A 14803-nucleotide genomic window follows, 5' to 3' on the forward strand; every position below is an offset into this window, starting at 1 on the left:
AAAGCGATGATTGCCTTACACCATGATTATAGATCAGGCCATTCCGCCGCATAATGCGGGTAAACCCACATTAAGGGCAGATTTCTGCTGAACTAATATCAAACGGGGATGAACCCCCGCACCTGAAGCGGATCGTTCATCCCCGTGGGAATCCTAACAATATAAATGCTATAACCTACCCAGATAAGAGATTTTGAACTCTGAGGGTGTCATGTCGGTGTATTTCTTGAATACCTCGCTGAAGTACCGCCGGTGTTCATAGCCAAGCTCCATGGCGATTTCCTGCACTTGCAGCCCTTCAATCAGCATCGTTTTGGCCTTCTCCATCTTCTCATGCATGACGAATTGCTGAAAGGAGATACCCAGCACTTTCTTGAACAGGTTGGAAAAATAGCCCTGGCTCAGGTTGATTTGCTTCGCCACCTGCTCCAGCGTCAGGCTGGTATGCAGATTGGCGCATATATAGGCTTTGGCCTGGTGGATAATCCGGTTGGATTCGAACGAGCGCTCCTCTTCAATCCAGCGGCAGCCCTCTGCGCATAAGCCCTCCAGCAGCGAACGGATTTCCTGCAGCGACGGATGCGGCCGGCTCCTGAGCTGGTTCACCCGCTGCGCCAATACCTGCACCTTCTCAGGCGGAAACAGCTCCAGCATCACCCGGCAGATTTTAAACGCCAGCTCGTATCCGATGTTCTCTACATATTGTGGTGCGGGAAGCGGATTTAGCTGCAGCAGCTCCCCGAAAATATGGTTCAGGATAAGCCCGGTTTTATCCCGGTTTCCGGAACGCAGAGCAAATAGAAAGTCCTGTTCAGCAGTGAGGGAATAGCTGTTCACAGCCTGCGGCTTATGAACAATGTTGGCATAGCTGTAGACCGCGTTCCCGTCTGTATAAAAATGATAGGCCAGCGCGCTGAGCGCCTGCCCGTAGGAATCCGCCAGCTCGTCGATCCCAGCGACACAGAGCCCCATGCCAACCGAAATGGTACAGCGGGAATAGCGGCTGACGTTGGCGCAGCAGGCTTCGGCAATCTGTGCGGCAACCCCGGAATCATCCGTATTCATCATGCAGACATAACGATTCGCCGCTTCCCGGAAAATAATCCCCCGTGTCCACTCTGCCACCGTCTCCTCCAGTATATTCTGCAGACTGAACCGGATAAGCTCAATCTCCTGCACTGGCTGGCGGAAGTACTTCTCGGCAAAATGGTCAATCTCTGCAATAAACACCACGAAATTGTGCTGCGCAAGCGGGATGCCGAGATACTCCCATCTCGATTTAGCGCTGTGCTCCGCAATCTGATGCTGCATCAGGAAGGCTAAGTACTCCTGGCGCAGCACCGGGAGACTTTCCTTGATTTTGAGTTCCATCGCATGGATTCTGTCCTGCTCCTGCTGCTCCTGCAGACACAGTGCTTTAGCTTTCAGGACTACGTTCACGATCTCATCAAGCGAAAAGGGCTTTTTCACAAAATCCATCGCGCCGAGACGAATCGCCTGTTGTGCATAAGAGAACTCCGAGTAGGCGCTAAGTATAATGATTTTACACTCAGGGGCGAACCCCAGAATCGCCTTGGTCATCTCCAGCCCGTCCATGCGCGGCATACGGATGTCAGTGAGCACGATATCCGGCTTCTCCCTGCGGATCATCTCCAATCCTTCTTCGCCGTCCAGCGCCGTGCCGGCCACCTCGATGCCGTGATCCTGCCAATCCGGCTTGCGGGCAATCATCTCAACCACACTTTTGATATCATCGATAATGCATAGTTTTATTGTCTTAACCTGCGGATATTCCATAATTCTCTTCCTCTCCCCCAAGCGGACTGAGCGGTATCCATAGATCGGTGCGGGAACCTGTACCCGCCTCACCGGACAATTCCATCCGGGCGTTGGTGCCGTAATAGAGCTGAAGCCTATGCCTGATATTGACCAGAGCGTAGCCTTTTTTGGAAAGCTCCTTCCTGAGCATCCCCTGCTCTACCTTGGCAGCATCCATTCCCCTGCCGTTGTCCTCCACGACAATATGCAGCAAGGAATCCTCCAATAGTATCCGCACACGGATCACACCACCTCTCCGGCGGTCGGCAAACCCGTGTTGAATGCTGTTCTCGACAATCGGCTGCAGCAGTATTTTCGGAATGGGAACAGACAGCAGTTCCTCCTCTTCAATGAGCACCTGATACTCGAACAGATCCTCGTAGCATTTTTGCTGGATAGCACAGTACTGCTGCACATGCGATAGCTCATCCTCCAGCGGAATCAGATCCTTGCCGCCGCTGAGCCCCAGCTGGAACATCTGCGACAAGGACAGAATCATCTCATTGACATCATCGTTTTCACCCATAACCGATTTGCAGTAAATCGTATTAAGCGTGTTATATAGAAAATGGGGCTCCATCTGCGCGGTCAGCGCCCGGATCTCTGCCTGGCGTTTCCCCTCTTCATTCTTGCGCACATCCACGATTAGGGTTTTGATCTCCGACATCATCCGGTTAAACTGAAAGCCCACCTGGGCAATCTCATCCTGGTATTTACTCTCAAACGAAACACTGAGCTGGTTCTCCTCCACCCTGCGCATCAGCCTGCTCAGTTTAAACAAGGGCCTAAGGAGCGCGGCCGTAAGCTTATTCGAGAAAAACCAGGTAGTCAGCAGAAATATCAGGATTACGAGGATAATCGTCCGCTGAATTCCTTTGAGCTGCCCCAGCAGCTGATCCTTGGACTGCACTCCGGCCAGCGTCCAGTTCGGCGCCACGGCTGACTGCTTGTAATTAATTAAATATTCCTCGCCATCAGAGGTGTAAAAGAAATTGCCTTCACTTCCCTTTGAGCTGTCCTGCAGAAACTTCGGATCCTTCATCGGGTCCTGCTGCGGATTCCAGCTGCTCTGCACAACCTCCTCCCCCTCCTTATCCAGAAGCAGGTATTGCCGCTCATTCCGGGAATTGTTCTGACCCAGCAGCGAGGCGAGCCTGTTCTCCCGGATGTTGACAACAATGAACACATTCGTAATGGGTGTATAATCATAGATCCCCCGCACCACAAAAGATACAACCCGCTGATTGCCTGTGAACAGCCGGTCGTAATGGCCTTTTGCCCAGTATCCGCCAGGGTTCCTTTTACTATTGTCATACAGCTCCGAGCCGTAAAAGGAATGATCCTGGACCCGGACCTGAGTCGTTGAATAAAAATCACCGATCGGCGTAGCTATGAGAACATTCTCAATTATCGGCTCATTAAAGGTGGTCTGGGAAAGAACATATTGCAGCTCTGATAAGCGTACATAGTAATTGGTCACATCATGAGCCTGCACATCCAGCATCATCTGCCTGTAAGCATCACTCAGCATTAGCGACTGAACGGATATGGCCACATCATTCAGCCGGTAATCCAGCAGCTGCATCGTCTTGTCCACCGTTTCCCTGCTGGCCGCAAAAGCATTATTTTGGATCTCCTTACCGGCAATTCGATACGTCAGGATACCCATCGAACTAATTGACAGCGTTATCAACAATATAAAAGACAGCAGCACCCGCTGTTTGATAGACACCCGGTAAAAGACGTCGCTAAGCTTTCCCCAGTTCAGACTTCCCCATTGTTTCAGGGTACTCATCGATGCCTTCCCTCCTAGCTGCAGCTGAAAAGAACCGGCTGCTTCATATGCCCGTCAGATAACCAGGCTGTACTTCCTGTACCATACGACTGATTCCGGGCCGGTGTCAACAGCATAGCTTAGCCAGCTGTATGAAAATAAACTGTTGAAACTAAAACAAGCAGCCCTCCGTTACAGGAAGGCTGCTGCATCCATTGCCACTAGTGCCTTAATCGTTCAGTATACCGCTTTTCTCTACCACACTCAGCCACTGCTTAGCAATCAGATCATGTCCGGCTGTTGTCGGATGTACACCGTCCCACAGCCAGTAAGCGTTATCCGCCCGCTGTGCAGCAGCCTCAAACACTTCCTGCAGCGGAACAAACACCGCATCAAACGCCTCTGCCAGCTTACGCACAACCTGCTGGTAACGGGTTATCCGTTCCTGCCACTCCGGCCAGTCCTCCGCTGGTGCGCCTGTATTCAGAATGAACGGTTCCATCAGCACGAGCTTCGTCTGCGGCAGCACCTCACGCGTTTCCTCCAGCACATGGCGGTAAGCGCGTTCATAACGGTCTGTGATTCCGCCCGGCTCCCCCTTCAGAGCTCTCCAGATATCATTGACCCCGATCAGAATGCTGAGCACATCCGGCTGCAGATAGATGGCATCCTCGTTCCAGCGCGCATAAAGATCTGAGATCCGGTCTCCGCTGATTCCGCGGTTGTAGAATACCGGCTTCGTCTCTGCCAGCTCACTGCCCAGCTTGGACGCGATAAGATAAGCGTAGCCGTGTCCATGAATATGGTTCGGGTCCTCATCACGCCCGCGGTTGCCGTCGGTAATCGAATCTCCTTGAAACAGAATAATTTTGTTCGGTTTGGACCATGAAATAGACATCATTGCTCACCCTTTAACTATAATTTGGTAACTTTCACCATTTGCACACATTCCCGGATTGTCACCATGAATTCCCCCTATTATATCAAGTCTGCCTCCCGATAAACTATGAAGTTATGATAGTATTAACTTGAATGTTTCGAAACACCAATCATACGAAAAAGAAGGGAATGAAGCTAAGTGAAGTATAGACGACTTGGTAATACAGGCCTGAAGGTCAGCGAGATCGGCCTGGGCAGCTGGCTGACTTATGGAACGGCGGCAGAGCAGCAGGCAGCCGACGCATGTGTGGCCAAAGCTTTTGAATGCGGTATCAATTTCTTTGACACTGCCAACGCATACAACCGCGGAGAAGGAGAAAAAGCGATCGGAGCCGCGCTCCGTCCTTATAAGCGCTCGGATTACGTGCTGAGCACCAAAGTGTTCTTCCCTATGGGGGACGGTGTGAATGACCGCGGCCTGTCACGCAAGCACATCATGGAGCAATGCGAAGCCAGTCTGCGGCGTCTCGGCACCGATTACATCGACATCTATTTCTGCCACCGCTTTGATCATGAGACTCCGCTGGAAGAAACGCTGCGCGCACTGGATGACCTTACGTCTCAGGGGAAAATTCTCTACTCGGCTGTCAGCGAGTGGACCGCAGCGCAGATCGTTAGCGCCAGCGGCATCAGCAGCAGGCTGAATCTGCGTCCGCTGGCAGCGAATCAGCCAATCTATAACATGTTCGAGCGCTACATCGAACAGGAAGTGCTCGAAGTATCCAAGCAGGCCGGACTTGGACAGGTGGTCTTCTCGCCGCTGGCGCAGGGCATCCTGACCGGCAAATACAAGCCGGGCCAGCAGGCTCCGGCAGGCACCCGCGGTGCAGACGACTCGGTCAACGGCGTCATCCGCAGCTACCTGCGCGACGATGTGCTGGGCGTCGTCGCGCAGCTGGATGAAGTCGCAGAAGGCCTCGGCGTGAAGCTGTCGCAGCTGGCCCTGGCCTGGATCCTCCGCCAGCCCGGTGTCAGCTCAGCGCTGATCGGGGCGAGCAAGCCCGGTCAGGTCGAAGAAAATGCCCGGGCGGTGGAAATCGTGCTCCAGCCGGAAACGCTGGAGACCATTGACAGCCTCCTCGCACAGGTGGCAGACTTTGCTCCGGCGAGATAAACGGACGGTGGAAGTAAGGAACTCTCTCGCTTGTGAGGCTACCGGATAAGCAGGATTTTTTGCCTGCACATATTGGCAATAAAACAGGGAGTCCCGGGTCATTCGGGACTCCCTGTTTTATGTAGGTTCATTTGCAGCCGGGTTCACCCGCCGGTTGTACGGGAGGCGGGTGTCGGTGGAATCAAAGGGATTTTTACCTTTGATTCTTGCGCCAACGGCCGTTCCGGCGAAATCAAGGGATTTTTACCTTTGATTCTTGCACCAACGGCCATTTCGGCGAAATCAATGGGATTTTTACCTTTGATTCTTGCGCCAACGGCCGTTTCGACGAAATCAAAGGGATTTTTACCTTTGATTCTTGCACCAACGGCCGTTTCGGCGAAATCAAAGGGATTTTTACCTTTGATTCTTGCACCTGCAGTCGTTTCGGCGAAATCAAAGGGATTTTTACCTTTGATTCTTGCGCCTGCAGCCGTTTCAGCGAAATCAAGGGGATTTTTACCTTTGATTCTTGCGCCTACTATTCTCCCTCACGAAATCAGCTTCGACTTCTCGGCCTGCTCCGCGGATTTGCGGATAAACGGTGCCAGCGGCTTCTGCAGGGTAAGCGCCAGCAGCAGGGCTAGCAGGCCAAAGAGGATCAGCAGCAGCGCATCGCGGATTGCCACCTCTGGCACGATGCCGCCCACCGCCTCCCGCAGCAGACTGATGGCATAGGTGAACGGCATGAACGGATTCAGCGCCTGAAAGAAGTGCCCGGTCGTGCTGACCGGGAACGTCCCCCCGGAGCTGGAGAATTGCAGCACCATAAAAACAATGGCAATTCCCTTGCCGATGTTGCCGAATACAGACACCAGCGTGAATACGATAGTCACGAATACGATGCTGATCAGCACCGCGAAGAGAACGAACCACACTTTATCCGCCACATAACATTTCAGGATAAAGATATTCCCCAGAACCGCCACCAGCGCCTGTAGAACGCCTACAGTCAGAAAGGTCAACAGACGGCCGAAATACAGCTGATAGCCCCGGTATTGCTTTCCCCCGGCATCCACTCCGGTACGCAGCAGCGAAATCAGCAGTGTTCCTCCCACCCAGAGAGAAAGCACAACATAAAAAGGTGTCATCGCCGAGCCGTAGTTCGGAATCGGATACAGTTTATTTTCCGTGAGTACAACCGGATTGGCCAAAAAATCACTTTTGCTCTTAATGTCCCCGCCAAGCAGCTGCCCGATTTCCTCCAGATTCACTTCCTCCTTGATCTGACGCAGGGTATCCGCCGCTTTACGGACCGCTGCCTCCAGCGTGGGGAGATCCTCACGCACCAGCGCTGCTGCTCGTTCGACTCCCTCTCCGGCACGCGGCAGGCCCGTGCTGATCAGATCCGCAGCCGTGCGGAACTTCTCCTCCGCCGCCGGCAGATCGTTGCGGGCAAATTCGGCTGCCTCATGCACCGCAGTTCCTGCGGCAGGAAGCCCGCTCTGGATCCGCGGCAGCACATCGGTAACGAAGGTACTGAACGTCTCCATATTGTCCGTGATCCCAGTTGCCGCCGCATGCACCTCTTGGCGGATGGCCGGCAGGTTCTGCCGGAGCGCAGCAAGGCCGTTTTGCCCCGACTGGATGATATGCCCCGCTTCAGCCAGCATCGTGTCCAGCGCGGCAAGGCGCTGCGGAGCCTGCTGCAGCGCAGTGGCGGCAGTGCTGGCAGCTGTAGTCAGCCGCTGCAGCTTGTCCGTCACGGCGGGCAATGTCTCCGCGCTGAAGCGCGTGATCAGCCCGCCCGCCATGCTCTTGCCCTGCCCGGCGGCAAGGCTGAACTGCGACAGCCCGGCGCTATCCGGCCGGGCGCCGCCTTGCAGCGCGGCCGCTAACCCGCCGGCCTGCGAAGCGGCGGCGGCAAACTGCGCGCGGGCTTCATCCAGCGCGCTGAGATCACTGGCGCCCACGGTCCCGGGCGCCAGCATATTCACGGCGCCGAGCAGCGCAGCGGTGTGCGCAAGCGCATCGCGGCCGGCAGCCAGCCGTGCTGACGCCAGCTGTAACTGGCTTGCGCTTTGCTGCCTCGTGCCGGCCTGTAGCTGGCTTACGTTTTGCTGCCCCGTGCCGGCATCCAGCTGGCTTATACGTTGCTGCCCTGTGCCGGACTGCAGCTGGCTTGCGCCTTGCTGCTCCGTGCCGGCCTCCAGCTGCGCCGCAAGCTGTGCTGCGGCGTCCCCGGTCTGCTGCAGCAGATAGAGATTCTGCTGCACGGCTTCCGGGACGGCCGCAAAGGCTATGCTGCTGCGCTCCAGGAACTGCTCCAGTTCCTGGCCGAAGCTGCTTCCTGCGGCAGCCAGCCGGTCCGCCTGCGGCAGTGCATCCGCCGCCGCCTTTACCACCGAACCGGCTTCAGCCAGTCTTACGGAAGCCCGGTCCAGCACATCCTCCACCTGGCCGAAATGACTGTCCAGCTCCGTGACAAGCCGGGCGGCGCGCTCCAGCTCCGGCAGCTTGCTCTCCAAGTTCTGCAGGCGGGTGGCGGCTTCACTGATCTGCCCCCAATGGGCGTCGAGCATCTCCGCCGCCGCACCAGCCTGTTCTACAGCCGGCAGCTTGTCCTGAAGGGAGGCAATCCGCTCAGCAGACGAAGCGATTTCCGGCCAATGCTGCTGCAGCTTCAACACCAGCTTGCCCGCCTTTTCTATCTCCGGCAGGCTGGCCTCCAGCTTGAACAAACCCTGCTCCACCCTGCGGATAACCGGCAGCTCAGACTGGAATTCCTGATCGATCGCGCTCAAGGCGGTGAGCACTGTACTGCTGATCGTCTCCGTGAATTTCTCACTGATCTGCGATGTGACCGCCGATGCGCCTTTATCGGTAATTTTGGGAGCGATTGCGTTTATTTTCTCATTGACGGTATACTCCACTTCCGGCTTGACCAGCTTCCCTTCCAGTATTCCCGCCATCCGCCCCGAAAAGTTGGCAGGGATGACAATACTTGCATAATAATCCCCGCGCTCGACACCGGCCACTGCTGCTGCGGAATCCGTAAAAGTCCAGCCCAGCGAATGATTGTTCCGCAGGCTGGCCAGCACTTCTTCGCCGATATTGAGGCTCTTGCCCTGAACCTCCGCTCCTTCATCCAGACTGGATACGGCAATCCGGATGCCGGAGGTATTGCTGTAAGGGTTCCAGACTGCAGCAACATTCACCCAATCGTAGACAGAAGGCAGCAGGATAAGGGCAATAATCAGCAGCACCGCTACAGGAACCTTGAATAGATTTCGCCAGTCGTTCATATAAATCCGCCATAGGTTTGCCATCTGCCAGTCACCTCAGAGCTGTTATTTGGATATTTTAATATGCCCTGGAAGATTTCTTTTTACAAACCGGCCTAAACGCAAAACTTTTTGCAACATTTCCGGCAAATCAACGTTAATAAGGGTACATCCCCCGTTTGAGAAATATGACGGAGGGTAAGAAAGAGTATCGGCGAATTTCCGTGTCAAATCATGCCAAGGGGGAAAACGAAAGATGTTTACTAAAAAATCCATGTATTTACTGCCTGTGCTGGTTCTGCTGTTCCTTTCCCTCGTCACTACGGCAAGCACAGCAGGAACGCGTGCAGAAGCACAGGGCGGTGCAAAGATCGAACACCTTACCGTGTACATTCATGCGCTTCAGCCGGCTGCTGACGGCAAGCTAACGCTAACAGCCGATCCTATTGAATGGTATGAAGGTGCCGATGCCGACCGCGTCTTTGCCGAGCGGGAGCCGGAAGCCGCTGCAGAAATCGGCGGGGCGCTGGATGATTACTATATCGTGAATGACAGCAATCAGCTGACTACTTATCAGGTAGCGGACAACGCCGCAGTGACCATGCAAATCTACGACCACACCGGCAAAATTGAGGATCTCGACATCAACTGGAACGAAAGCATTAGCTTACAGAAGTTCGCTGCAGAGTTCGCCAAAACCGGTGTATTCGATCTCAGCCAGTCGCCTTACCACCTGACGATTGAGAACGGCGAAATCACTTCAATTGTGCAGCAATATACTCCGTAAATTTAACCTTGCTAATCAGCGAACAGGGGCTATCGCGTAGTAGAGTAATCTACTTACGCGATAGCCCCTGACTATTTTTTTAGAAAAGTCTGAACCTAAGGTTTATGAAGTAAGCCCCCTTTACCCCTTAACCGAACCAATCATGACCCCTTTGTCAAAATATTTCTGGATGAACGGATACACAAGCAGAATCGGCAAGGTAGAGACAATGATCACTCCGTACTTCACCTGATCCGCATATTGCTGGGCATAACCGCCTGCCGACCCGCCTGCTCCCGCACCCTGCGAGAACACCTGGTTGGAGAGCAAAATATCCCGGAGCACGATCTGCAGCGGCTGCAGGTCATTGCTGCGGATATAGATCAGTCCGGTGAAGAAGTCATTCCAGTGGGCCACCAGATAATACAGGCCGATTACGGAGACCACCGCTTTGGATAGCGGCAGAGCGACTTTCATGAAGAACTTGAAGTGGCTGCACCCGTCCATCGATGCCGCTTCGAACAACTCTTTTGGCAGCGAGCTCTCAAAGAATGACCGTGCGATAATCAGATTGTAGACATTGACACAGAACGGGAATATAAACACCCACATGGTGTTGGTCATATGGAGATCCTTCATCAGCAGATACGTCGGAATTAGCCCGCCATTGAAGAACAGTGTGATCACAAAAGTCAGCATCAGAAAGCGCCGGGCCCGGAATTCCTGCCGTGACAGCACATAAGCTGCAGGCAGAGTGAACAGCAGATTGACGGCCGTGCCGAGCACCGTATACAGAACTGTATTGCCGTAGCCGGTCCAGATCCGCGAATCCTTGAAGATTTCGTTATAACCGAAGAAGCTGATATTTTTCGGAAAAATCGTCACCTGGCCGGTCGATACGAGCGTGGAGTCACTTATCGAGGCAATGATGACAAAATACAGCGGGTAGACGATGCTTAAAAAGATCAGCAGGCATAAAAGGTAGACTGCCCCGTCAAAGAGGATGTCAGTTATATTCTTGTCTTTTTTATGAATGAGCTGCATGGTTCCTCCACTCCTTCCGGAATTTCTCCCTTACCACAGGCTGATATCGGATGATTTGCGGGCAATCATATTCATCGCATACAGGAAAATAAAGTTGATCACCGTATTAAACAGCCCGATCGCTGCAGAATAGCTGAACTGATTGCTGATAATCCCGATCTTGTAGACGTAAGTAGCAATAACCTCCGATACCGGCAGGTTGAGGGCATTCTGCATCAGGAATACTTTTTCAAACCCTGTACTAAGCACACTCCCCATACTGAGCACGAAAAGGATGATGATTGTCGGGATCAGCGCCGGAATGTCGACATGCTTAATCGTTTGCCAGCGGCTGGCCCCGTCGATTTTGGAGGAATCATAGAGTTGCGGGTCCACCGTGGACAGCGCAGCCAGATAGATAATACTGTTCCAGCCGCAATGCTGCCAGATCTCGGACAACACATAGACCGGCACGAAGGTTTTGGTTGAGCCCAGCAGATTGACATCACCGAGGCCAACCGATGTCAGGAGATGCCCGATCACACCCGAATTGGGAGACAGGAGTACATTGAGCAGTCCGACCATAACGACGATGGAGATGAAATGGGGCAGATAGACCGTTGTCTGCAGCGTCTTCTTCGCCCGTTTCCAGCGGACCTGGTTAATCAGGAGCGCCAGGATAATCGGAGCCGGAAAGCTTAAAATCACCGTAGCCAGACTGATGGCAATCGTATTCTTCATCAAATCCATAAACTGATAGCTCTCAAAAAACTGCCGGAAATAAAACAGCCCCCGCCAGGCGCCGCCGGTCAGCCCTTTGCTGAAATCATAGTCGCGGAAGGCCAGCTGGATGCCGTACATCGGGATATAGTTAAAGATAAAGATGACGACAATGGCCGGAAAAATCATAATCCACAGCTGAACATCCCGCCGGAAGGTATTGATGACAGTAGGCTTCTTGTGGGCTCTAAGCTGAACCGGGCTCTCATGCAGATTCTTTGAAATCACTGGAATCATCACTCCTATTAAGGAGCCGGAGCAAGCGCGCCCTCTGCTTGGCAGCACCGCTTCCCCCGGACTCAGTTTCTCTTATGGATTTCGCTTATTGCCGCTCTTATTGATTTTTCTTATAGTCGTCGTAGTATTTCTGAATGATCTCAATATTTTTGGAAACGCCGGTTTTTTCGATGTTCTTCACATACTCATCCCACTCGGAATCAATCCCCCCCTTAGTGATCCATTGCGACCATTTGGAGAGCGCCAGGGACATCATGCTGGTATTGTTAAGGCTCATGGTGTTGTTGTCCGCCGCACTGTATTTGATGAACATGCTTGGCAGTACGTCTTTATCCTTATCGATGGAATCCAGCGCTGCTTTCAGCGGCTCGGTCTGTTTGCCCACCGACTGCATATCCGTTCCCAGGGTCAGCTTGAGGGAGTCAGCAATGTACATTGCACCGTTGTCCGCCCAGGAGGACGTCCATTTCCAGGTACCCGGGTCCATGGCCGGATCTGCAGGAGGCAGGATGCTGTAGGAACCATCACCATTGTCGCCAATATTAGTGCCCAGGGAACCGAACAGCACCTGCATGCTCACTTCCTGATCATACAGCTCATTGATGAATTTCATCGCAGCTTCCTTATGTTTGGAGGCGGCTGACATCTGCACCGCATTCACGCCGTAGTTCAGGGAGTTATAATCGTAACTCCAGGAGTTCTGCACGTTGGAATCTGCGGTTACCTTCAGCGGTGCCATCGACGTATACTGCGGAGCCAGGGCGTTACCTACGCGGTCCGTAACCTCCCAGCCCCAGGTGAAGCCGACTGCTGCAGTCTCGCCGTTGCCGCGGGCAACCGATTGAAATTTGGTGTAATCCTGGGTGAACACTTCCGGGTTGATCAGGCCGGCGCTGTAAGCTTTGTTCAGGAACTCTACCAGCTTCTTATAACGTTCATCCGTAAAGAAGTTCTTCACTTGGCCGTCCTCAACGAAATAGCCGAGCCCGCTGTTGTCGGTAAGTGTAATACCTTCACTGCCCAGCAGTACTGTCGGCATGAAAGCTCCAAAGGCTACGGTTCCAGTCGGTGCAAAATCCATCGGGATCTCATCGTTCGGATCACCGTTTCCGTTGGCATCCTGGTCTTTAAACGCTTTCAACACGTCATAAAGCTCATCCCAGGTGGTAGGCACCTGAAGTCCCAGTTTATCCAGCCACTGCTGGTTGATGAATTGTCTAGTGGTCGTTTCCGGCCAGAAGCGCTGATATTTCGGCAGACCGTAGATTTTGCCGTCCAGCTGGGTGGCGATCACCTTGGTTTCCGGCTTGGCATCGAACATGGCCTGCACGTTAGGGCCGTATTCCTTGATCAGCTCGGTCATATCCTGGAACAGTCCCGGGAACTGCGAGAAGTCGGCATCGGTAATGGAATTAACCCCTACGATGAGATCCGGGATATCGCCGCTGGCCAGCAGCGTGCCTTTCTTCTGATCCCAGTCTGCCGTGACCTCCTGCCATTCGATCTCCACACCGGCGCGTTCTTCCGCTTCCTGCAGCCATTTCATTTTGGCAAATTCCTGAGTGAGCGGATGCTTGGTCATAATGGCCGTGAGCTTAACCTTTTTGCCTGTATTTCCGCTGTCAGCAGTCCCTGCATTTGTCTCAGTATTATTGTTGCCTCCCGAACATCCTGATATTGTTGCTGCGCTGAATACGAGTACGAACAGACCCACCAGAAATTTTTTCAATGTTTTTCCTCCCTTTTTCTATACGCGCCTGTGTCTATGGTAAATAATGATAACCTTCATGATTTTCTAAAATAAGCAAATAAACTTTGAAAATTTCCGAATCTTTTCATAAAGCTTTCACTATTGAAATGCCTAAATAACCGCAGGATCCTTAAATGTATCCGCTTACAATTAATTCTTAAAAAAATATCCGTCTGCCGGCACAGTAACAAGTATTTCGACCCCGCTCTTTTGTCCTCCGCCTCCCTCTTTAGGAAAAATTTGAAGTACCTTTTCTATCTACAGCTTATACTTAAATTAAATTTGAGCAAATAGCCTAATGTTCGAATATGTGTAAAAAGGTTAGCAGTGATCTAAACTTTTTTCTATCGTAAGCGCTTTACTTCAAATGTTTTTTCCTTAATAATAGGAGTAGCCAGAAGTGTATTAAAGTCAGAAAAAAGGGGACATGCGTATGATTGCTTTTGAGCTGATCGTTGATACGCCGGTCGATTTGGAGATCACAGGCAAATTCGTAGCCCCGTCTTCCGATTGGATTCACTTGAGCCGGATTCTGCAGGATTATGAGCTGATCGTCATGACCGAAGGCGTGCTTTACCTGGCGGGTGACAAAACGCATTTTACCGTCTCCAAGGGCGAGTATCTGCTGCTCCCTCCCTACACCAAGCAATATGGATATCAATCTTCGAATTGCAGTTTTTACTGGCTCCATTTCAAATCCCCGGACGGAATCAAAATTACCGATATCAATGGCCACACGCAGAACAGGGAAGACAACAAGCTGCTGCTGCCGCAATATGGAAGCCTGAAAAGCCTGGAGAAGATCATTGTCATGATGAAGCAGCTGCAGGATTCGGTCAGGGGCTATAACCAGAAAACACTGAACAATTATATGGCGACAGTCATTCTGTGCGAGCTGTACAACCAGGTGTTCCAGAGCGAACATAACCCGGTCAAGAAAACGAAACAGGAGCAGCTCTATAACGATATTGTGGACTACATTAAATGGAGCCGCAGCGAGCATATCAAGGTGTCGCAGATCGCTGCTTATTTCGGCTATAACGAGAAGTATCTATCCCATCTGTTCACCACGATCTCCGGGATCTCGCTCAAGCAGTACATTCTCCAGCAGAAGATGGAGCTGGCGAAGTTCCTGCTGTCCGACACCAACCAGAATGTCAGCGAGGTCTCGCTGCAGCTTGGCTATAAGGACTGCCATAATTTCATGAAATCATTCAAAAAAATCGTCGGCCTGACGCCCACCGACTTCCGCAACGCTTACGCCAAGCGGCTGCTGTTCTATGAGTAAGGAGCAAACTGCTGCAACCAAAAAATGTCCCGGCCGCCTCTTCAAGGGTAG

Annotated in this window: 11 protein-coding genes; 3 read left to right on the forward strand and 8 right to left on the reverse strand. The window is 52.6% G+C overall.

What is annotated here, in order from left to right:
- Positions 1-168: 168 nt before the first annotated feature.
- From L6H70_RS13955 to L6H70_RS13965, 3 genes are all read right to left on the reverse strand, one after another.
- A complete protein-coding gene (locus tag L6H70_RS13955; protein WP_236333991.1) occupies positions 169-1797 on the reverse strand; it encodes a response regulator in 1629 nt (542 codons plus the stop codon).
- Positions 1778-3613, reverse strand: coding sequence for a cache domain-containing sensor histidine kinase (locus tag L6H70_RS13960; protein WP_236333993.1), 1836 nt, complete (start codon positions 3611-3613; stop codon positions 1778-1780). Before L6H70_RS13960 ends, L6H70_RS13955 begins: the two co-directional genes overlap by 20 nt.
- Before the next feature lie 208 nt (positions 3614-3821).
- Complete coding sequence (locus L6H70_RS13965) at positions 3822-4490, reverse strand: SGNH/GDSL hydrolase family protein (RefSeq protein ID WP_423802820.1); 669 nt, start codon at positions 4488-4490, stop codon at positions 3822-3824.
- A gap of 180 nt (positions 4491-4670) precedes the next feature.
- On the opposite strand from L6H70_RS13965, the gene L6H70_RS13970 reads away from it, so the two are divergent.
- The gene (locus L6H70_RS13970) at positions 4671-5645 is read left to right on the forward strand and encodes an aldo/keto reductase family protein (RefSeq protein ID WP_236333997.1); all 975 of its coding nucleotides are present in this window, start codon (positions 4671-4673) and stop codon (positions 5643-5645) included.
- Positions 5646-5877: 232 nt separating this feature from the next.
- Here L6H70_RS13970 and L6H70_RS13975 read toward each other — a convergent pair whose 3' ends face one another.
- Entirely contained in the window at positions 5878-6135 is a 258-nt protein-coding gene (locus L6H70_RS13975) for a hypothetical protein (RefSeq protein ID WP_236333999.1), read from the reverse strand.
- A 40-nt stretch (positions 6136-6175) separates the two neighbouring features.
- The gene (locus tag L6H70_RS13980; RefSeq protein WP_236334001.1) at positions 6176-8953 is read right to left on the reverse strand and encodes a YhgE/Pip domain-containing protein; all 2778 of its coding nucleotides are present in this window, start codon (positions 8951-8953) and stop codon (positions 6176-6178) included.
- Between the two features lie 211 nt (positions 8954-9164).
- Between L6H70_RS13980 and L6H70_RS13985 the strand changes: the two genes are divergently transcribed.
- Positions 9165-9695: a hypothetical protein gene (locus tag L6H70_RS13985; protein WP_236334003.1), complete on the forward strand. Its 531-nt coding sequence runs from the start codon at positions 9165-9167 to the stop codon at positions 9693-9695.
- Between the two features lie 120 nt (positions 9696-9815).
- On the opposite strand, the gene L6H70_RS13990 is transcribed toward L6H70_RS13985, so the two are convergent.
- From L6H70_RS13990 to L6H70_RS14000, 3 genes are all read right to left on the reverse strand, one after another.
- Complete coding sequence (locus L6H70_RS13990; RefSeq protein ID WP_236334005.1) at positions 9816-10718, reverse strand: carbohydrate ABC transporter permease; 903 nt, start codon at positions 10716-10718, stop codon at positions 9816-9818.
- Positions 10719-10748: 30 nt separating this feature from the next.
- Positions 10749-11606, reverse strand: coding sequence for an ABC transporter permease (locus tag L6H70_RS13995; protein WP_236334064.1), 858 nt, complete (start codon positions 11604-11606; stop codon positions 10749-10751).
- Between the two features lie 205 nt (positions 11607-11811).
- Positions 11812-13443: a type 2 periplasmic-binding domain-containing protein gene (locus L6H70_RS14000; protein ID WP_236334007.1), complete on the reverse strand. Its 1632-nt coding sequence runs from the start codon at positions 13441-13443 to the stop codon at positions 11812-11814.
- Positions 13444-13897: 454 nt separating this feature from the next.
- On the opposite strand from L6H70_RS14000, the gene L6H70_RS14005 reads away from it, so the two are divergent.
- Positions 13898-14752, forward strand: coding sequence for an AraC family transcriptional regulator (locus L6H70_RS14005; protein WP_236334009.1), 855 nt, complete (start codon positions 13898-13900; stop codon positions 14750-14752).
- The last annotated feature ends 51 nt before the right edge of the window (positions 14753-14803 follow it).

Origin of the sequence: Paenibacillus auburnensis, from assembly GCF_927798115.1 — a bacterium.
Lineage (GTDB): Bacteria > Bacillota > Bacilli > Paenibacillales > Paenibacillaceae > Paenibacillus_AQ > Paenibacillus_AQ auburnensis.